General features: G+C 68.6%; 13 protein-coding genes and 3 pseudogenes. 7 read left to right on the top strand and 9 right to left on the bottom strand.

Annotation, left to right across the window (positions count from 1 at the left end; genetic code table 11):
- Nucleotides 1-17: 17 nt before the first annotated feature.
- The 3 genes and pseudogenes from ACGFYV_RS24675 to ACGFYV_RS24665 all read right to left on the bottom strand — a co-directional run.
- Nucleotides 18-956: an ACP S-malonyltransferase gene (locus tag ACGFYV_RS24675; RefSeq protein WP_393880615.1), complete on the bottom strand. Its 939-nt coding sequence runs from the start codon at nucleotides 954-956 to the stop codon at nucleotides 18-20.
- Between the two features lie 248 nt (nucleotides 957-1,204).
- Entirely contained in the window at nucleotides 1,205-1,540 is a 336-nt protein-coding gene (locus tag ACGFYV_RS24670) for a hypothetical protein (protein ID WP_393880614.1), read from the bottom strand.
- Between the two features lie 76 nt (nucleotides 1,541-1,616).
- Nucleotides 1,617-2,108: pseudogene (locus ACGFYV_RS24665) on the bottom strand (4-hydroxy-3-methylbut-2-enyl diphosphate reductase); the annotation flags it as partial.
- Nucleotides 2,109-3,002: 894 nt separating this feature from the next.
- Between ACGFYV_RS24665 and ACGFYV_RS24660 the strand changes: the two are divergent.
- Both ACGFYV_RS24660 and ACGFYV_RS24655 read left to right on the top strand, forming a co-directional pair.
- Nucleotides 3,003-3,572 (top strand): carph-isopro domain-containing protein, encoded by a 570-nt coding sequence (locus ACGFYV_RS24660; protein WP_393880613.1) that lies wholly within the window; start codon nucleotides 3,003-3,005, stop codon nucleotides 3,570-3,572.
- 173 nt (nucleotides 3,573-3,745) lie between these two features.
- Nucleotides 3,746-4,042, top strand: a complete 297-nt coding sequence (locus ACGFYV_RS24655; protein ID WP_393880612.1) for a hypothetical protein — start codon at nucleotides 3,746-3,748, stop codon at nucleotides 4,040-4,042.
- A gap of 151 nt (nucleotides 4,043-4,193) precedes the next feature.
- Here ACGFYV_RS24655 and ACGFYV_RS24650 read toward each other — a convergent pair whose 3' ends face one another.
- Complete coding sequence (locus ACGFYV_RS24650) at nucleotides 4,194-4,748, bottom strand: hypothetical protein (protein ID WP_393880611.1); 555 nt, start codon at nucleotides 4,746-4,748, stop codon at nucleotides 4,194-4,196.
- A gap of 486 nt (nucleotides 4,749-5,234) precedes the next feature.
- Between ACGFYV_RS24650 and ACGFYV_RS24645 the strand changes: the two genes are divergently transcribed.
- The 3 genes and pseudogenes from ACGFYV_RS24645 to ACGFYV_RS24635 all read left to right on the top strand — a co-directional run.
- Nucleotides 5,235-6,314: a hypothetical protein gene (locus tag ACGFYV_RS24645; protein ID WP_393880610.1), complete on the top strand. Its 1,080-nt coding sequence runs from the start codon at nucleotides 5,235-5,237 to the stop codon at nucleotides 6,312-6,314.
- A 178-nt stretch (nucleotides 6,315-6,492) separates the two neighbouring features.
- Nucleotides 6,493-7,314: pseudogene (locus tag ACGFYV_RS24640) on the top strand (helix-turn-helix domain-containing protein); the annotation flags it as partial.
- 1 nt (nucleotide 7,315) lies between these two features.
- Nucleotides 7,316-7,706 (top strand): annotated as a pseudogene (locus ACGFYV_RS24635) (hypothetical protein); the annotation flags it as partial.
- A gap of 290 nt (nucleotides 7,707-7,996) precedes the next feature.
- On the opposite strand, the gene ACGFYV_RS24630 reads toward ACGFYV_RS24635, so the two are convergent.
- From ACGFYV_RS24630 to ACGFYV_RS24615, 4 genes are read right to left on the bottom strand one after another with little or no spacing between them, the layout of a single operon-like run.
- Nucleotides 7,997-9,286 carry a TIGR02679 family protein gene (locus tag ACGFYV_RS24630; protein ID WP_393880609.1) on the bottom strand — a complete coding sequence of 430 codons (1,290 nt, stop codon included), beginning with the start codon at nucleotides 9,284-9,286 and terminating at the stop codon, nucleotides 7,997-7,999.
- A complete protein-coding gene (locus ACGFYV_RS24625) occupies nucleotides 9,283-13,521 on the bottom strand; it encodes a TIGR02680 family protein (protein WP_393880608.1) in 4,239 nt (1,412 codons plus the stop codon). The genes ACGFYV_RS24630 and ACGFYV_RS24625 overlap by 4 nt, the downstream gene beginning before the upstream one ends.
- Nucleotides 13,518-14,843 carry a TIGR02678 family protein gene (locus ACGFYV_RS24620; RefSeq protein WP_393880607.1) on the bottom strand — a complete coding sequence of 442 codons (1,326 nt, stop codon included), beginning with the start codon at nucleotides 14,841-14,843 and terminating at the stop codon, nucleotides 13,518-13,520. The genes ACGFYV_RS24625 and ACGFYV_RS24620 overlap by 4 nt, the downstream gene beginning before the upstream one ends.
- Nucleotides 14,840-16,468 carry a TIGR02677 family protein gene (locus ACGFYV_RS24615; RefSeq protein ID WP_393880606.1) on the bottom strand — a complete coding sequence of 543 codons (1,629 nt, stop codon included), beginning with the start codon at nucleotides 16,466-16,468 and terminating at the stop codon, nucleotides 14,840-14,842. The genes ACGFYV_RS24620 and ACGFYV_RS24615 overlap by 4 nt, the downstream gene beginning before the upstream one ends.
- A 233-nt stretch (nucleotides 16,469-16,701) precedes the next feature.
- On the opposite strand from ACGFYV_RS24615, the gene ACGFYV_RS24610 reads away from it, so the two are divergent.
- Complete coding sequence (locus ACGFYV_RS24610) at nucleotides 16,702-17,346, top strand: DUF433 domain-containing protein (RefSeq protein WP_393880605.1); 645 nt, start codon at nucleotides 16,702-16,704, stop codon at nucleotides 17,344-17,346.
- Nucleotides 17,343-17,690 (top strand): DUF5615 family PIN-like protein, encoded by a 348-nt coding sequence (locus tag ACGFYV_RS24605; RefSeq protein WP_393880604.1) that lies wholly within the window; start codon nucleotides 17,343-17,345, stop codon nucleotides 17,688-17,690. Before ACGFYV_RS24610 ends, ACGFYV_RS24605 begins: the two co-directional genes overlap by 4 nt.
- 213 nt (nucleotides 17,691-17,903) lie before the next feature.
- Here the strand turns inward: ACGFYV_RS24605 and ACGFYV_RS24600 are convergent, their stop codons facing one another.
- Nucleotides 17,904-18,692 (bottom strand): hypothetical protein, encoded by a 789-nt coding sequence (locus tag ACGFYV_RS24600; protein ID WP_393880603.1) that lies wholly within the window; start codon nucleotides 18,690-18,692, stop codon nucleotides 17,904-17,906.
- Nucleotides 18,693-19,030: the final 338 nt, after the last annotated feature.

The following is a 19,030-nucleotide window of genomic DNA, read 5'->3' as shown; positions in this document are numbered from 1 at the left end:
GGTCCGGTGTGTCCTGGTCAGGGCGCGGTGGTGCGGGCAAGGGGCGCGGTCACGCTTGTCCGGTCCGTGGGAAGGACCCGGCGGACACTGCGTGCGAGCGCGCTGCCTGGGCCGGCCTCGCGGAAGACGGTGTAGCCGGTCTTGTCCATCAGGTGCAGCAGACCGGGGAGTCTCGCCGGATGGTCGAGGCAGTCCCCGAGCCGTGCCGCCAGGTCTTCGCCGGGGGCGTACGACCGTCCGGCCACCGCCGAGAAGACGGGGTGCCGGGGTCGCTGCCAGGTGTGGGAGCGTACGAAGTCGGCGAAGCGTGCCGCCTGCGCGTCGAACGCCGGATGGTGGGAGCCGAAGGGCAGTTTCAGGCGGTGTGCCGCCAGGCCCAGCCGCTGGGCGCCCGTTTCCACGGCGGTGAGCTCCGTGAGCGGACCGCACACGACCGTCTCCTGGTCGTCGTTCACACACGCGATGACGACGGAGGCGGTGGCGGATTGGGCTATCAGCTCGGCCGCCGTGGCTTCGTCGCACGTCAGCAGGGTGAGGCCGCCCGGACAGTCTCCCAGGACGCGGGTCAGATCGTGGGCGACGAGCGCACCGGTCCCCACGGACCACGCCTCTGCCGCCGTGAGCGCGGCGATCTCTCCGAAGCTGACGCCCAGCAGGGCGGCCGGTTCGCCGTACCGGGCCGCGAGGGTCCGGTGCACGCTCACCGAGGCTCCGTAGAGCGCGATTTGCTGCGCACCGTCGCCGAGTCGGGCCAGTTCCAGGCCGCTCGGTGGGGCGTCGCCGAGCAGGCGCGGTCCAAGGGCGGGCAAGCCGCGGGTTTCCGTCGCCTCGTCGATCTCGGCGAACACGTCCTGGGCGGCCCGGCGAAGGTGGGTGTCCTGGGCCAGTCCCACCGTGAACGCTCGGACGGAGAAGTCCCCTTGTCCCGGGAAGAGGTGGACTGTTGTCGCGCACATCGTGAACTCCGCATGGTCGCTCGCGCATGCCGGCCTGGTGTTTTCGCGGGCAGGCGTCATCTGGGGGAAGGGGTGCTCGTGGCGGGTCCCGTTTCGTCCGCGAGGCGGGGGAACCCTTGTACGTCGGCGAGGTCGCGTCGGCCGCTCGGGGGTGTCATCAGGTCGGACGTCGATCCGGCGTCTGCTGTCCGAGTCCCCGTGGCAGGCCGAAGATCCGGTTCTCCCGGGCGACTTCGGCGGGAAGCGGCTCACCATAGCCGCGTGCGGCCAGTGCCGTCAGGGCGTCGTCGATCGAGTGCCGGGGGGGCTGGGGCACCTGCTGTCACGCCCACGACGCGCACGCGCTCCAGCCATTCGTCCCGTATGTCGTGGGCGTCCCGCACCAGATGGGCGGGAGTGCCCGCGGTGAGGGACACCTGGACGAGGCGGTTGGTGTTGTGCGAGTCCGGTGATCCGACGACCAGGACGAGCTCGCTCCGGACGGCGAGGCGTCTCATGCCCGCCTGCCGGTTCTGTGCCGCGTAGCGGATGTCCTCGCTCGGGGGATCGCGGAGTTGCGGGAAGCGTCGGCGCAGCGCCGCCACCTTGTCGGTCTGTCGGTCTGTCGGTCAGCGTGGTCCGGGCGAGCCGGACGACCCCGTCCGGATCCGTCACCTCGATGTTGTCGACGCTGTCCCGGCCCGCGACGATCCTCGTCCGCTCGGGCGCGACCCCCAGGATCCCGACCACTTCGTCGTGGCCGGGTTGGCCGATCAGCAGGACGTCGCAACCAGCGGCCGCGAACCTCCGCGCTTCTTTGCGGACCTTGGAGACGAGGGGGCACGTGGCGTCGATCGTGCGCAGGCCCCTGTCCTTCGCGGCGGCGCGTACCTGTAACGCCACGCCGTGGGCGGATAAGACGACGACGGCCCCTTTGGGGACTTCGCCCACCCCCTTCACGAACACCGCCCCTTGCCGGCCCAGCTCCTCGACGGTGTGTTGGACGTGTTGGTTGTGGACGATCCGGCCGCGTAGGTACACCGGTGCGCCGTACAGCGAGAGGGCCTGCTCGACAGTGGCGACGGCTCGGAAGACGCCGGCACAGAAACCGTTGGGCGCGGCTACGAGTACCGTCGCCCCGATTTTGGGGCGGGTTCTTCCCTCGGTGTCCATGGACCGGCCTCCTTGGCATGTCACCTTGGGGATTCAGTCAATCACCGCGGGTAGACGCCGGTCCTCGGCGCGAGGGAAGATCTGCACGAAAGGACAGTCCTGAAGTCCTGGCGGTCCGGGTTCCGGGGGCGTGGGGCGTCACAGCCGGGACGGGCACCGGCACCGGCACCGGCGTCGCCGTCGACCGGAAGGTCCACTGCGCTGATCCAGGCCCCGGACTCCTGTCCCTGACCCCAGGTCCCAGCAGACCGCCTGCCTGGCCGTCGGGAGCGGTAGGAGAAGCGGGCGCGGGGCGGGAGCAGTCGCCGTCGGTGACGGTGATCTCGATCTCCAGGCCGCCGCAAGCCAGGCTCCTGCGGTCGATGCACAGAACCAACGGCGGACTGCCCGAGACGAAGGCGTTCGTCGCGCGCTCGGACCCGATCAAGCGGGCATCAGCGAGCACGTCCGTCTCAGTGCCCCGCAGCGCCGGCGTCACGGCGCCCCGGGCGACCGCGGCCGCTTCGGGTCCGTACGGCAGATCCGTGATCAGCGTGGTCGTGCCGTCTCAGCGACGAGATCGCGTCCCGGGGGCAGAGGCTGGTTGACCAGCGTCACGGTCCAGCACGCCGGCCGGTCGGCCCGGGGAGGGTCTTGTGCGCTGTCTCAAGGCCCCCTCTTTCTCCGTCGGCTTGTGGAAGACGGGTGCCTCAGCCGGGATCCAAGAACACGGGAAGGGGCCGGTCACACGGCACCCGATCAGTGGGTCAACTCGGTCAACTTCCATAAGACGGTGGTGAATCGCCTACCCAGCGGCATCACCACGGAGCCCGCGAAGTGACAGCCGAACCACTGGAGCGAAAGGCGGCCGGACGTGCCGCCGCCGACAGGTGAACCCAACGCCGTACTGGCGGGGTGCCTCGACGAACTCGGTTGGACCCGAAGGCGCTTGCTCGCAAGCTCAACAGGGTGTTCGGAGCGGGCACGACGGCCGAGTCAGCGCCGTACCACTGGCGGGACGCCGGTTCCCTGCCGCGCTCGCCGTTGCCGATGGCGGCCGCCTACGTGCTCTCCCAGGAACTGGGCAGAAAAGTCTCGCCGGCCGAACTCCGACAGGGCCGTGTGGGCGACTCGTCAGCGCTCGTCCCTGGACCGCGCACGGCATGGAGCGATCGTGGACGACTGGGTGACAACGACTTCGCCCACACCCGTGGCGCCGCCCGCGAACTGATCGCAAGCCGTGACGGCAGCCAAGAAGAGCCCCGTCGGATGTACTTCATCACGGACAACCGCTCGGACTGTCAGGCTGGTTACGGACTGATCCAATTGGGTCGTGCCCGACAGAAGGCCGACAGCGGGAAGAAGAGCCGTCGCTTCCTCGCCGAGGGGACCGTTCGGCCCCCTGTTTGCCCCCCAAGCACGGCAGAGGCCACATACGGAAATCCATATGCGGCCTCTGACCAGCGTCGGGGTGGCGGGATTTGAACCCACGACCTCTTCGTCCCCAAGCAACGTGGGTGCGTGCCTGGCTTTAGGCTGGTGCGGCTCTCACCTGCACTGAGGGTCCGCAGACGTTCGTCCTCATCCGCCGTTGTTCGTCGGCGTTGTCACGCAGTTGGGCACTCGGGGGGTGCCGGGGGCGCGGTACAGTGCGCGCCGTGGACATACCCGACTGGTCCGTCTGGATCGCTCTGAGTCTGACCGTCTTGCAGGCCCTCGGCCTCGTTCCCGCCATTCGTCGACTGCGTGGATCCGACTCGTCGGTGCGTTTCAAGGCACGCCTAGACCTGATGGACGGCATTGGCTCCCTACTGCTCTTCGGCGGCCTGTTGCTGAGTCTTGCAGCGGCCGAATCCTGGATCTGGCTCACCTTCGCCGGCTTCGCGCTCATGGCCGTCGTCTACGCCGCAAAGGGCGTCCACTGGCTCCGCGCTCGCCGCCGTTCCACGGCCTGATCCAAACGACAGGCTCTCACCGCTCGGCGCACTCAACTGACGACCGACACCTTCAATGCCCTGCCTGAGCCCCAGCTTGGGAAGCTGTGGTCATCCGGGGGAGCTGCGGGCGCTGACCTGCGTGAACACCCCCGCCCTGTAGCCCAATGCCCTACGACAAGGGGCCGGGGAGTCTGTCGTCCACGTGCAGATCCTTGACCTGGATAGGGCAACTGGCTGCGGTGGCTGTGACTTTGCTGGCGGAGGCTGAAGCGGTGAACGCAAGTGGTGCCCCCTCGGACAGTCCGGTCACACCGATCCAGTAAGAGAGGCCGTCACCTGAGTGTTCGGAGAGGAGCACGCCCTTTAGCCTCCTGATCCGGAGCTTGGCGGTGGCCGCACCGAAGTGGGACTCGTCCCAGCTGGTTGGGTCAGTCGCGCTGGGCGCGCCCCAAATGTAGCCGTTGGGGATCTGGCTGTAGCCCACGAACTGCGGCTGATCCGACGATGACGTAGCGTCCGTGGCCACGATCTCCAGCGTGAGCAAGACGTCCTGGAAGGTGATTGTCTGGTACTTCGTAGATGTCAGCACGTCGATGCTGAGAAGCGCAGTGGCATGCGGCTGAGGCCAGTCTGGTTTCTCGGTGTGGGGGTGCAGTTGCACGTCGCCCACGAGTACGACGTCGGAAGTGCACTCGGGATCGATCTTCGATGAACTGGCGGCCATAGAACGGCTCCCTTTGCTGTCTGGGACCCGCGTGACGCGGCCCTGGGCGCCCCTCCTCGTCCGGACCTGCGGGACGATGCGCCATGCGCGTCCGTCTTACGGCACAACTCCATGCAAACACCGGCCGGGCCGTGCTGCCACTTGGAGACAGGCCCACCCGCAGGGCTGCGTACCCTGGTCGGCGCGGGCGCGGGACCTTGCGCGCCTGGGGGACACCCGTGGTCGATGAGCGAACCGCTCAACGACGCCTGATCGTGGCTGAACTTAATCAGGTCGATCGCGGACTTTCCGAGAGTGGAGGGACCTTGGCCCTGCTCGGATCGATCGATCAGCTGGGTGCCGCTCTCTCCCGTCGCGTTCACCGCCGGTCGACTTCAGCCGTTGGTGTCACGCGCAATGGGGAGTGGCAAGTTCAGGTAGTTGGATGCACCCTGGAACCAGGGACTTTAGCGCGCGTATGGGTGCTCATAGGGACGCCGGCACAGCGTGCCGCTGCTGCAGCACCCCGATTTGGCACGATGCGGATCGTTTGTTTGCTTGCCGATTTGGGGCGACACCTGTCCGGCGGCCACCAGATCTCCCGGCGCTTCAGCGCCTTTGGTGCGGCTGGACGAGGAATCGTGGCGCGGTGGCCGGAAATCGTTTGCGCGCGAACGGCGATGTGACGCGCTCTCAGCACTGACGACAGCAAAACGAGGTGACACCATGACGCTGGCTCCCTCCACTCGGAAAACTACCCGGCCGATCAGCCGGACCACCTCGGACGATGCCATTCGGGGCACCTCGCTGAAGAAGCTTCAGCAGTCCATGACGACCTTTGGGAATGCTCGGCTGGTCGAACTGCGCAGTCACCGTCGGTATCCCACCGAGCTTGAATCTGACGCTTCCGCAGCGCTTGCTGATGGCGGGACGATGGAGGAGCTGAAGAGGGACTTGCTTGACGGCCTCACCAACCGACTTCGGCCCGAACTCACTCCGCTCAGGTTGGACATCCACCCCGGAACGCAGGTAGTCGCAGCACCGTATGACAACAGCTGGGAGACCGGACTCGGGCTTCCCCTTTCAAAGGTCGACGGACACATGGCTCTGCTCGGGGGTGATGAGTTCTCCGGAGCGGGCTTCAGCTTTTTCCTCACGGCTACTGCGGACGCGTCAGTGGCGGTGACACCCCAGGGGAGCTACGAGCATTCGTTCGGTGTCTTGGACCTGCAGACCCATCCGAATGTGACGACGACGGGCGGGGCCGGGGCCATCGTCTATGGAAGCGGCGGGACCACGATCGTGGATCCCAAGGCCACGCTCTGGAACCGGGTGGGCATGACCCCTACCACCGGGGAGTCCGTGAATATCGCGATGCCTGACATCACTGGGATGTCAGGGGGACCTTTCCCGGGACAGCGTCTCTTTCCGGTCCTGTTCGACATGCGCCAGGGAGACACTTTCGAGGTGTGGATCTATCTCTGGAATGCGAACGCCAACACCACCGGGACGCCTTTCCTGTGCAGTCAGTCAGGCAAGGTGCCGGTCGTGACTGTAGAAGCCGGACCTCCCTTCATCCTGGGTTAGGTTTGAGTCCCACCGCCATTCCCATCTTTGGCCTGCGGAGCCGACCGCCCCGGCCGGAGGCCGGGCCTGCGCGCGGTGAGCGGAGCGAGCCGCCTTGAACCAGTAGAGAAAGTTTGAATCATGGCGGGGCTGGCCTGGGGTGTAGAACCCTGACGTGGGGAGTGGACGGCGGGAGTTGATGAAGGCGTTGGGAGCGCGTCTTCGTGTGCTTCGGGCGGAGTCCGGCTTGACGGGTGCTGTGCTGGCGCAGCGTGCTGGTGTGGGGCAGCCGACCGTGTCCAAGGTTGAGACCGGGCCCATGGTTCCGAGTCTGGATGTGCTCGACCGGCTCTCGCGGGCTCTCGGCCTCGGTGAGCCGACCTCTCGTGAGATTCGTGAACTGTTGGCTGCCGTGGCTGCTGCCGAGGATTCCGAGCCGCCTGTAGACGGCACCGTTGGGGCTGGTGCGACCGTCGATGAAGAGATCCGGTTCGCGCGGCTCGTGCGCTCGTTCCAGTGCGTCGCTGTGCCGGCCATGCTTCAGAGGGCGGAGTATGCCCGGCACGGCTTCGCCAGTGCGCCCGACTTGACGCCTGAGGTTGTTGGTCGGGCTGTCGCTGCCCGTGTGGATCGGCAAGGTGTGTTGTACGAGCCGGGCCGAGAGTTGGTGTTCGTGCTGACGGAGGCCGTGTTGCGGACCTGGCCCGGGACCCCTGCGCTGATGCTTGCCCAGATCGATCGGCTGCTGGCTGTCGAGAGCCTGAACACGGTACGGATCGGGGTCATCCCCTGGCGCCGGCCGGTGCCCGTGTTGCCGCGTCACGGGTTCACTCTCTGCGATCAACGGGCGGTCGTGGTGGAGACGTTCGACAGCGAGCGTGTGTCGGTCGACCCTGTTGAGCCGGCCTCCTACGGCGAGACGTTCGCTCGCCTCGAGCGGGCTGCGGTCTTCGGTGGCGAGGTGCGTGAGCCGCTGTTGCAGGTGATGCACGAGTTCCGGGTCTTGGGAGACTCCCTCACTGACGCTCAGCACGCGCACGCTCCAGGGAATCCACTCCTGCCTCAACCGCGCGGTCAAGCGGGCCATGGCGCGGGACAAGGTGTAGCGCAATGTCGTCGAGCTGTGCTCGGTGCCCCAGGGACTGGCCGGGTGCCCGTCCATGGCGCTCACCTTCACCCAGGCAGAGGCCGTCCTCAAGGGCGCCGAGGGGACCTCGATGTACGCGTACGTCGTCGCCCTGCTGACCGGCGCCCGCACCGAGGGGCGTGCCGCTGGAGGAGATCTCTCGGCTCGTCGGGCACTCCGGGACGCCCGTGACCGAGGAGGTCCACCGGGAGCAGATCCGGCCTGTGATCCAGACCGGCGCCGTGGTCATGGACGGCATCTTCGGCACGCAGGAACGGCGGCCGTAGGCACGCGGGAAGCGGTAGGCACGCAGATAGGCACGCAGGCAGAGACAAGAAGACCACCTAGGAGCGTTCCTAGGTGGTCTACCTGCTATTACGGCTGTCGGGGTGGCGGGATTTGAACCCACGACCTCTTCGTCCCGAATGAGGTTCGCTCAAGATGCACACCGGGTAGTTTGGTGTTTTGCCTGGTCAGGGTGTTGGAGAGAAACGGTTTCGGGTGGTGTGGAAGGGGCTCGGGGAGCGGGTCGGCTCCCAGATGGCTCCCAGACGCCGGCACGGAGGCGTCGATGTCCCTACGCCCGGCGTGACAGGTCGTCCACCAGGAGGTCGAGGGTCGCCTCCTCATGGAGCGCGACGCCGAGGGCGGTCATGGCAGGGGCGAGATCCGCGTCCCAGTCCGCGTCGACCGGCTGGCCGTCGAGCGCCAGTTGAGGGATGCCCTCAGCCTGGCTGCGAGCGGCCAGGTGCTCGTAGTCCGTGGTGCCCATGCGCCACGGCCGGGCTTCGTAGCGGCGGATGACCCGGTTGGCCAGAGCGATCCCCGGCCAGTCGAAGTCGCCGTGGTAGGCAAAGCGGCAGCCCGTGGCGGCGAGGGCGTCAAGAAGCGTGAAGACCACGGTGGCGCCGCTGCCGGAGGTGCACACGAGGGGCTGGACGCAGGCCGAGTCCGCCGCGGCTTCCACCACGCGCGGATTCTCACAGATGTGGATGAGCGTTGCGGCGGGGAGTTGGAGCCGGAGGTCATGCAGGTCGCGTGGTGTGACGTGAACCTCGGCGTGATGGTCGGCCCGCTCCCGCAGGGCACGCTCCCGCCAGCCCTCGCCGTCGGGCCGCAGCCCGTAGGTGAGCACCGTGCTGGAGACCTCGTCCGGCGTGACGGACACCAGCCGCCACAGAGCGCGTCTACCGGCGGCGTCGTCGGGGAACTCGGTGCCGTGGGCGAGGGCGACCCCGCGTTGGACGAGGCGTGCGAGCCAGGTGCCGTCGTCCAGGCCGTGCGCGGAGCCGGTCGTCATGGCGGCGAGTTCTCCTCGGCCGCGTGTGCCGTTGCGTTCAGGTCTTTCAGGTCCTTCGGGTCCGAGGAGAGCGGTGAGGACTTGGACCGCCTGCTGGAGTGTCCAGATCGCCGTTTCGGGCGTCACTCCTCTCGGAACGCCGGCACGGCGCAGCAGGTCGCACCACTGCCGGGGCCATTCCTGGTCGGCGAGTGGGGAGGCGTCCAGTGACGAAGCGAGGGATGACCACACCTGTTCCCGCCGTGCCGCCACGTCCGCGCGGGCGGCACGGCGGTCGGTGAGTGGCGGGCCGAGTTCCTCCAGGGTCTGTCTGAGGCCGAGTCCGGCGGCCGAAGCGCGTAGCCGTGCGTCGAGCACGTCGAGCCGTATGGTCACGGCGGCACCTGTGAGGGGTTTGCCCAGTAGCAGAGAAAGGTCATTGCGTTCCTGGGCGTTCATCGCGGTCAGCCGGAGGGAACCGGTGGCCTGTACGCCGTTGCTCTCCAGGCGTTTCCGTGCCCCCTGCCAGAGCCGGGTGAGTCCAGGTCCCGTCAGCCAGTCGCGCGTTGCGGCGGGCAGCGCGCTCATACGGACACCAGACGCCGGTGCCGGCCGTTCCAGGTGTAGTGCAGGGTGGCCACCCCGCGTACGTGGGGGTCACGCAGGCACTCGTAGATGTGCAGGGACGGAACCTCGGGCCAGTTGCCCATGAGCCGTTCGCTGGTGAGGACGAAGTCGAGATCGAGGTCGACGAGGATACGGCCCAGCCGGCCGTGGGTGGGTTCGTCGACCTTGGCGAAGGCGTCGTCCAGGAGGATCAGCCGCGGCGCGTGCGGTGCCGACTCGGCGAGGCTGGTGAAGTGGGCGGCCGCCGCGGCGAAGAGCACGAGGTAGGAGAGGACCCGCTGTTCGCCCTGGCTGAGACCGGTCCGGCCGGTAAGTTTCCGACGGCGGCCCGGAGCCGCGTCCTCGACCACGAAGGTGTGGAAACGGAACCAGTCGCGGTAGTCCAGCGCGGTCCGCAGATGGGCGGCGTAACCGGCTGACGGGTCGGCACGACGGGCGTCCTCGATCCGGCGTTGCAGCACCTCGCGCAGCTGCTCGGTCTGATCGCGAGTCCTGAGGCTCGACGGACTGCGCAGCAGCTCGACGGCCGCGCGCACATCCGCATCCACGTCCTCGTCCAGCTTCCACAACAGCTCGACGCCGAGGCCGTGGGAGGTGCGCACGGTCTTCAGGGTGTCGTTGAGAGCCGCGACCAGGTTCGCCGCGGTGATGACCTGCGCCGAGAGGTGGTCGCCGAGCTCACCGGTCAGGAACCGCTGGAACACCTCGCGCTCGCGTTCGGTGAGCCGTCCCCGGGCCTCCGCGGCCTGAACCGCGATCCGCTCGCCCACGGATGCGACGTCATGAGACCCGTGGTCGTCGACCAAGCGGCACACCTTGATTCCGTCGCGCTCCTCCAGCTGCGCGTCGAATCCGCCAGCCAGTTGGTCGCGCAGATCGGTGTGGCGGTTGAGCAGGGTGCTGTCCGACACCTCGCCCTTCGGGCGGCCGAGGGCCTGTTCCACGGCGTCGGCGAGGGCCCGAAGCGCTCGCAGACGGCTGCGCACGTCCGTGCCGGGATCGTCCGACATGTACTCGGGCAGCGAGGACCGGTCAAGGCCGGCGCCGAGCACCACCTCCGGTCGGCCGAGAGCCCCGCGCAGAGCGCTGCCGGTGTCGATGACCGCCGTCTCCTGGTCCGCCAGGGTCCCGCGCAGGCGTTTCTCGTCCTCTTCCGCGCGCACGCGCAGGTCGTGGAAATCGTCGCGAGCTCGTTGCGCCGTGGGGAGCGCTTGGACGGCGTTCGAGATGCGCTGCTTGGCCTCCTGCTCACGGGAGAGGATCTCCTCCTCGGACGACCCGATGGCCTCCTCGCGGGTACGTAGGTCCTGCTCAGCGGTGCGCAGTCCAGCGAGGTGGAGCCGGTAGCTCTCGTCTGCGGCCAGGCGGTCCTCTCGGGCGCGTCGGTACCGGTCGGCATCGGCCTGGTTCGTACCGAGCCGCTCGCCCGTGCCGCCGACGGCCCTGCGCAGATGCCCGACACCGCTGAGCAGGCCGGCCAGTGCGGTGCGCACACGGTCCAGGGCAGCAGGGTCGCCGGGCAGGTCGTGGGCGGTGGCGGTGGCCTCTGCCTCGGTCCGCGCCGATACCGCGAGAGCGCGTGCCTCCTCGGCCAGCCGCGCCGCCCGGGTCGCCTTGGCGGTCAGGTCGCGCAGCGTCCGCTCGGCTGATTCGGTCCTGCTCCAGGCGTCCGCGAGACTCCGCGCCCTGGGAAAGTCCCGTTCCGCGAGCGTGAGAGCCCGACGCATGGCATCGGCTACGGCGAGCTCTTCGCGGACATCGGCCAGCCGCTGTTCCGTATGCGCGATCCGCTCCTCCAACTCGGCGAGAATGCGCCGCCGAGTCTCGGCGCGTACGGCGGCCCCCACGTACTCGGTGCCGCGCTTGTCATGACGACCGCTGAGTACGCCCAGACGCCAACTGCCGTCGTAGAAGACCGCGTTGTGCGCGGAGGTCTCCTGTGCCGATGTGAGTGCGATGGTGGCCAGGAGACCCCCCACCTGCTCGGAGGTGACGCCGCAACCCGGTTCAGGGGCTGGGCGCAGGGCCGAGGCGAGAGTCGGCCCGTCGGACAGCGTGGGACCCGGCTGGAGAAGGGTGTCCCGGGTGCGCGGATCGAGAAGGACGCCGTCCGCACTCACCCACGCGTCCAGGATTCCACTCGCCTCCAGCGCCCCTTCCAGACCGGCTCGGTCGGCCGGAGCCAGGTCTTCCACGAAGTCCACGAGCCGATAGAAAGGGGCTCCACTGCCCGGCGTCCTCGCGGCGGCGCGATGGTGCGGGGCCGGCGGCTCGGGGTCGGTACGTTGCTCCCAGTCCCGCTTCTGCTCCGCCAGGTGGTCGAGTTCCTCGCCGAGTCGGTTGACGCCGAGTGCCAGGGCGTCCCGGCGTCCGGTGAGTTCCTCGCCGTACGGCTCCAACGTGGCCTGAGCTGTCCGCCACGCCTGGCTGTCGATATCGGGCGGCAGCGTGCGGTCCGCGAATGGCGCGTCAGCAGCGGTCTCGTGGCCGACGGTGGCGTGGACGGCGTTCAGCGACGGGCAGTCGGGACCGAGCGCATTCCGCGTGCGGGCAGCCCACTCGGCGACTTGAAGGGAGTAGGCGCTGCTCTCCTCGGCGACCTTCTGACGGCTGCTGTCGAGATGGCCGGCGGCCTCTTCTGCCTCGCCTTCCAACCGTTCCCGCTCGGCATCGGATTGAGCCGCTGCGGCCCGGGCCTCGTCCGCCCGTGAGATGAGGCGGGTCACCTCCTGAACCATCCGGGCCCGGTTTCTCACGACCGACTCGGCGTCCTCCAGCTGGTTCTGCCAGGACCGCAGCCCTTCCTGCGCCGTGACGGTGTCCACACGGGCCACCGATCGGTGCCGTACGGTACGCATCTCCCCGTCCGGAGTCGTCAGTTCGGTCTCGGCGGCCTGGGCCAGAACCGTGCGCGGCAGGGCTACCGCCTCGCCGAGATGGCCGGTGGGAAGCCCCGCCTTCTCCGCCTGCGTCAGCAGCTCCCGGTGTTCGGTTCCCAGCTCGGCCAGCCGACTTCCGAGGTGTTCGACACCTTCGGCCAGCCGCTCCGCCGAGCCCTCCTCCGCATCGTGTGCGTTCCGCAGGGTGGTGAACGCGGCCGCGGCGGCGGTGTGCAGCGCCTCCACCGTGCCGCGGCGTTCCGACAGTTCGCGCAGGCTGCGGTAGGCGTGACTGGCGTGCAGGGCGGCCAGGTCGGTCCTGGCGGCCTGTTCCTCCTCACGGAAGGTCTCCAGTCGGCCCTCCGACTCCTCCTCCTGGGTCCTCAGGTCGCTCGTCCGCTGTGCGGCGTCTCCGGCTGCCCGGCGCCGCTGTGCGAGGACGCCCAGCTCGTGGCTCACTCTCTGGGCGGAGGTGCGCAGGACCCCGGCCAGGTAGCTGCGGTAACTGGTGAGGAACGTGCGCAAGGCCGCGTCGGTGCGTTCCAGGCGGCCGAGTTCGTCCCGTACGGCGTCAAGGTCGTGGAGGTTGCGCGCCACCTTCTCGACGACGTCCTCGTCGAGCCCCGGCAGGGTCTCGCTCAGCAGGGAGACCAGGCCCCCGTGTTCGATCCGATCGCCGACCGTCGGGCGCCGCAGCCGGTGGAGGAGCTGGGTGAGGTTGCGGTAGCGCGTCGCGTCGGTGATGCCGAACAGTTCCCGGGCCACACGCGCACGGTGCTGGACCGCGCGGTCGGTCGTGTTGTCGGAGCCGATGATCTCTTTGAGCCGGTCGACCGGGAGCGGCTTACCGGCCTCGACCAGGTGCAGGTCCTCACCGATTCGCAGCGGGGTGACGAAGAACGTCGGCAGCGCCTTCTGTGTCGACTTCGAGGCGCGGATGGCGGCACCGAGTGTCAGGTGGCGGTGACCGCCGTCGTCGGCCGTGCCCCGGAACTCCACCCACAGGTACCCGAGACGGTTGGTTTGTTCGAACCCGTCCAGCATCAGCCAGGCGAGCGTGGTGCGGCCGGTGCCGGTCGCGTCCAGTGCCCGGGAGTCGCCGTCCAGAAGATACGGGAGCAGCATCTCCAGGGCCTTGGACTTGCCCGCGCCGTTCTTGCCGCGCAGCAGCAGCCGTCCGTCGCCGAAGGAGAACTCCTGCTCGTCGTACTGCCAGACGTTCTGGATGCCCGCCCGGTGCAGCCGGAAGCGCGCGCCGGTGGATGTCGCGGGGTCGGAACGCGGCAGCGGTACGAGGCCACGCGCGTCGGTGGTCATAGCGGCAACTCCTCTTGAACGTCCGTGCCTTTGCCGGCTGCGGTGGCCGGGCGCACCGTGACGTGGGTGGCGTAGCGGGCCGCTGCGGCCAGCAGCACCCAGCCGTCGCCGCCGGGCCGTGCACCATGGACATCGGTCACCGTGCGTCCTTCCGACGCCTCTTCGACGTACCCCTCCGGCAGTCCTTCGCCCTCGGCGCGCAGCCGGTCCGCGCGGGCCATCAGCCGCATGCGGACCAGCAGGTCCAGTACGGCCTCTCGCAGGGAGGGAAGGTCCTCCAGGTAGCCGCGTTGCCAGCTGCTGCGCTGCCCGTACTCGGTGATGAGCTCGGCGAGCACCTCGTCCACCAGGCCGTCCGGGACGGCCACCCCGATGACGAGCGTCCCGCCGGTCGCCGGATGCCCCGGTTCCTGCGGCCGAAGCCGTTCCACGAGCCGTTCCGCCAGCAGCAGCGCGGCCTGTGCGACGGTCCCGGTGCCCGGTAGGTGCAAATCCGTGAGCTCTTCCTCGGGGTCCACCAGCGCCACGCCCTCGGCACGGATCTCCATCTCCAGGCCCAGGAGCTCGGAGAAAGCCTGGGCCTCCCGGCGCTGCCGGGTGCGCAGCCAGTCACGCTCGGCGTCCGTCAGCTCGTCGAGGTGGACGACGGGTGTCTCGACGAGCATCCGGCGCACGTAGGTGCGTGGTCCGCCGAAGCCCGGGTCCGCTGCCCGCCGGACCAGGTCGGCGCCGTCCCGTGCCTGGGAGAGCGGGCCGGCGACGACCACGCGTGCCAGCTCCCGATCTATCGTGATCAGGGCTTCTCCGCCCGCCTCCTGCGCAAGCGCGGCCACATGGCCCTCGGTCTCGATGAGCACGCCCCAGTCGACGAGCTGGCGCAGAGCCGCGACCAGGGTCCGCTTCCCGGCCGCCCGGCCCGGTTCCTCCAGCTCAATCCCGGCGTCGGCTGCGGCAGCCCTGATATCGGCGACCAGGTGTGACAGCAGCATCTGCTCGGGCGCGGTCACCAGAACAGACAGGGCCAGCGCGAGGCAGGCGTACGTGTGTGGGGTGAACGGGGTGCCGGTGGAGCGCTCCAGCCGATGCCCCGAACCCGCCCCCAGCCCCGCCTTGAACAGCCGGGCGTAGGAGCTGTCGACCAGCAGGCGGTAGCCGAGCACCTGCTGGAACCGTTTGCCCAGCCAGTCGGCATGCCTGCGGATCAGTGGGAAGAGGTCGGCGTGGGGGCCGTCCGACGCGACCAGCGGGTGGGCGAGCAGCAGCCGGGCGGCGGTGCGGCGCTCGGCTGCCAGGGCTACGTCGTGAGTCGAGGGGAGGGTCATGACACGCTCGCCTCCGCTTCGCCCTCGACCGCGGCGGAGGTACGACCGATGTCCAGCTCCAGGTCGTCCAGCAGCAGGTCGCCGTCGGCCGAGTACAGCACCGTTCGCGTGCCCGCCGTCCGGCCCACGGTGAGGCGGATACGCAGTTCGGCGTCTTCACTGCTGGCCGAGTCGAGGTCGAACCCCGCCGTCCTCTCCCCGTCCGTGCTGACGGGCCTGCTGAGCTGTGCGTTTCCGAGCGCTGTGGCCAGTAGCTCCAGGAGCAGGCCGAGCGCCGCTGACGTGAGGCGTACCTCGGCGAACCGGCCGGACGCGCTGCGCAGTTCGTCTGCCGCCGCTGCTCTGGCCGCTGCCCGATGACGGGCTGCCCCCATCAGCAGCTGCTTCTGTGCAGAGTGGTCCTCCACCGCTGAGGCCCGGCCCCGCTGGGCTCGGCTGCCTCTTTCGCGCAGGGCCACCGGCACCTCGACCACCGGACCGGTCCACCAGCTTGTGTAGGCGGGCACCACCTCGTCGGTGGCCGGAGGTATGCCCAGATGGCGGGCGCCGTACAGCCCGAATGCGGCGACGGCGATGTCGTGTGCGTCCCGCGGCGCCGCTTCGTCGAACCAGCGGGCCAGCCGCAGCAGATCCTTGCGCCGGGACATCTCACCGGTGGCCGACCGCAGCATCCGCTTGGCGTTGGCGAGCAGTGACTGCAGCGCGCGCAGGGTGGCGTCGCGTAGCTGGTCGACCTGGCTGCCCTGGCCGTCGGTGTTGCTGAACCAGCCGCGCAGCCCCTCCCAGTCCGCGAATTCGCGGCCCCGGCTGCGCTGGATCCGGACCTCCGGGCGACTTTCGCCCTGCGCCTGCGCCGAGAGCCCGGTGAGCCCCTGGGCGTGGGAGTCCAGCCGGTCCAGCAGAGCCGGGATGTGCGGCCACAGGGTGTCCAACGCCGCCGAGATCCGGGGCGCGCGGAACGCCACATCCTCCGTGATCGCCTCGACGTAGTCCAGGAGCAGCTCCTTGAAGCCCTGGTACTCGGCGCTGTCCAGGTCGTAGCGGGACAGCACCTGGCCGAGGTAGGCGTAGAAGTCGCGTATGGAGTCCGCGAACTCGGTGAACTGCACGAACAGCGTGCTGATCCGCTCCAGTCCGTCCTGCGGCTCGACGCCGCCCGGCGCGGTCACGAGGTCGGCCAGCTCCCGTAGCCCGCGCTCGACCAGTGCCAGCAGTTCGTTGCTCACCTCGCGGGCGGCGTCGGCCTCGGCCAGGACCCCGTCGGCGTCCCGCTGGATGCGTTCACCCAGTTTCGACAGCTGGTAGCGCGAGCGGGAGCGCTGGTACTCGCTGATGCTGGACGCGTTCACCGTGTGGCTGCTGCGGAGCAGGTTTCCCCACTGGACCAGCTGTTCCAGTCGGACCGTGAGGGTGTCGGCGTCGAGTACTGCGGCGGAATCACCGGCCTGGCGCAGTTTCGCCATGATGTCCGGGACGGCGAGATCCGCCAGCAGCGTTCCGCAGAAGACCCGCATGATCGCGACATGCTCCAGCCGCTCGGGCGCGCTGAGGTACGTGTACGCGTTCAGCCGCCGCCGTGCCTCCTCGTCGGCGTCCTGACCTGCACCGGATGCTGATGCCCCCATGCCCGTGAGGTTACGCGGAGCATGCGGGCGCCGCCGGTGGGTGGCCGAAAATGCCACGGACGTGTGCCGGCCTGTGGCGATTCCCGTGGCAGCGGCCTGTGCGGCATGCGGGCGTTCGGCGTCCCCGGCTCACCCTGAATGGGCCCTTCGGTTTCTGCGCTGGGTGGCCTCCAGGACAATGGGGTACGTTCAGGCCGATATCGATGGGGGCGGAAGACGGAAGGAGGCACGCGGTGTCGTACGAACCCAAACTCGCCGCGGCTCTTTCCGGCGCGACTCTGCGCCAGCTGTCCCACTGGCGCCGGGCCTCCGGGCCCAAGGGCGCCGTGCTCGTGCCCGAGATCTCCAGCGAGAGGCCGATCCTCTACTCGTTCCGCGACGTTGTCGCACTCCGCATCTGTGTGCAGCTGCGCGAAGAGGCTTCGTTGCAGAAGATCCGCCGTGCGCTGAACACGCTTCGAGAAGACCTCGGCGAGTGGGAGCACCTCTCCTCGTACAAACTCGTCGCGGGCCCGGACACGATCTATCTGGCTGAACCCGACCACGCCGTAGACCTGATCAAGGGAGGCAACGTGGTCATCCACCAGATGGTGGATGTTCTCGCGCCCTTCTATAAGGACGGCCGCAGCATTCCCGCTCCGCTCACCCCCCGTGAGCACGTCGCGGTCGACGAGTCGGTCCGTGGCGGAGAACCGGTCATCCAAGGCACCAGGATCCCGGCGTCAGATGTCGCTGCCCTCGTAAGAGACGGCATCCCGCCGGACCAGATCGGTGAGTTCTACCCAGGCGTGACGGCCGAGGCCGCCCGTGACGCGGCCGACTTCAGCGAGTACGTCGACAGCTACGGCAGCAGCGAGCCCCGGCAGGTCGTCGCTTGAAGCTGTTGCTCGACGAGAACGTGCCCCGGCCCATGGCCGAGATCGTGCGGATCCTGCTGAAGGCTCATGACGTCGTCCACGTCCACGAGCTCAAGGGCTGGACGGGCACGAAGGACATCGAGCTGTACGCCAAGGCCAAGGCCGACGGCTTCGAGGTCGTCATCACCAACGACACCAAGCAGCTCAGCCGGCCACTCGAAGTGGCGGCCATCGCGCAGTCGGGCCTGCATCGCGTCGAGTATCGCCAGAACAACAAGCATGGTGGGCCTGGTGGGCCTGGGCACGGCGATCGCCACTGTCTGCGCGGCCCTTCCTCACGCCCTTTCCGAACTCGAAGCAGCTGACGGCCAGCGTCTCGTCTCTCTGACGTCGATCGACCCGACCCGGTAGAAGCGCCTCCAGATCACGGACCCGGCCGTCGCCCCGCCGAAGCACTGGCCGGGGCGTGATTTTGGCCTCTGAGCCCTGACGCCTCGATACACGAGGGTTCCCGGCCGGTACCCCATGGGAAGCGATGCCGGGAAAGGATCTGGCATCGCCGCCTGCGCTTCGTCTCATCAAGACTCACTGCCGAGCTCTTCCTGGAACTCGGCGATGCGCCGTTGGGTTGCCGCCGCGCTCTTCTGCTGACGGGTCAGTTTCGCCTCGGCCGCAGCCAGTTCCCGAGCGAGCCGCTCTCGATCAGCTGCCACCCGCTCACGGATGGTCCCGTCATCGCGGTACGCCGGCCCTACCTGCTCACTGCTCACTACGCCGCGACGCTCTCCGCACTCTGGGCAGTCGACGACGCGGGCAGAGACGCGGGTGTTCTCGCGATGCTGAATGTAAGGCACCACGTGGTCGCAACGGAGAGTGAGATCCCATCTATCGAGGTCCTTCTTGCGTTCCTCCCGTGAGGGCCAGGAGGCGAACAGCCTGGCGAGCTTCTCCACCTGCTTCGGCCCCATCGGCGGTGGCGGGCAGCAGAAACAGCAGTGCGTTACCCGAGAACCGCTGACGGTCCACCGCGCGTCCCGGCAGTCGGCGTGCCGCTCCCGGAACCTCTGGTTGGCTTCCTCGTATTCGAGCTTCTCCGCCTCGGACAACTTCAGGAGGGGTGGCCAGCTCCCCAGCTCATCCGTCATGGGCAGTCCGCAACCGCGGCAGGGCTCACCAGCCACGTACTCCGCCCAGCTGAGGCGTGTACCTTCTCGCTCCCATTGCTCATCCCGCTCGCGGCGCCGCCGGTCATCCGCTTCGGCTTCGAGGGCCGAGCGCAGAGCACGCTTGGCGGCTCGTTGCTGCTTCTGCTCCTCAGTGAGCTTGGCCATGGGCTTCACCCCTCGCTGCACCGTGTTCTCGTGCACGACCGTGCAATCCATGCTGGCGTGGCCACCCCATGCGCCGACTGCCCGTGTGCCGGATGACGACTTGTGACCGGACCTGGATCGCAAGCGGCCTTCAGGCGACTGGTGTCGTCTGGAGCGGACAGCCGGAGGTTCCCTATTTGATACGTTGTCAGGAGCCGCACTATAGAGAGCACGGACAACAGGGCACACGACGCAAGGGCCAATCTCGCCAGCCCGCGACCTGCCCCGAACCCGTAGATGGAGCAATGCTCAGGACTTGTGGATCAGCCCCGGGCGAGGACGCGGAGGGCGTACCTTCCCGAATGATCCGTAAGGTCTCCGAGTAGGCCCGCGTT

Source organism: Streptomyces sp. NPDC048297 (assembly GCF_043201585.1).
In the GTDB taxonomy this organism is placed as follows: Bacteria; Actinomycetota; Actinomycetes; order Streptomycetales; family Streptomycetaceae; genus Streptomyces.
Note: the sequence above shows the minus strand (reverse complement) of the source record. Positions and strands in the feature narration are given on the sequence as shown.

Bases quoted from the DNA above. Each gene is read 5' to 3' on its own strand.
- ACGFYV_RS24675 (WP_393880615.1), bottom strand. From the start codon at position 956: ATGTGCGCGACAACAGTCCACCTCTTCCCGGGACAAGGGGACTTCTCC.
- ACGFYV_RS24650 (WP_393880611.1), bottom strand. From the start codon at position 4,748: ATGGCCGCCAGTTCATCGAAGATCGATCCCGAGTGCACTTCCGACGTC.
- ACGFYV_RS24630 (WP_393880609.1), bottom strand. From the start codon at position 9,286: ATGAGCGCGCTGCCCGCCGCAACGCGCGACTGGCTGACGGGACCTGGA.
- ACGFYV_RS24625 (WP_393880608.1), bottom strand. From the start codon at position 13,521: ATGACCACCGACGCGCGTGGCCTCGTACCGCTGCCGCGTTCCGACCCC.
- ACGFYV_RS24620 (WP_393880607.1), bottom strand. From the start codon at position 14,843: ATGACCCTCCCCTCGACTCACGACGTAGCCCTGGCAGCCGAGCGCCGC.
- ACGFYV_RS24615 (WP_393880606.1), bottom strand. From the start codon at position 16,468: ATGGGGGCATCAGCATCCGGTGCAGGTCAGGACGCCGACGAGGAGGCA.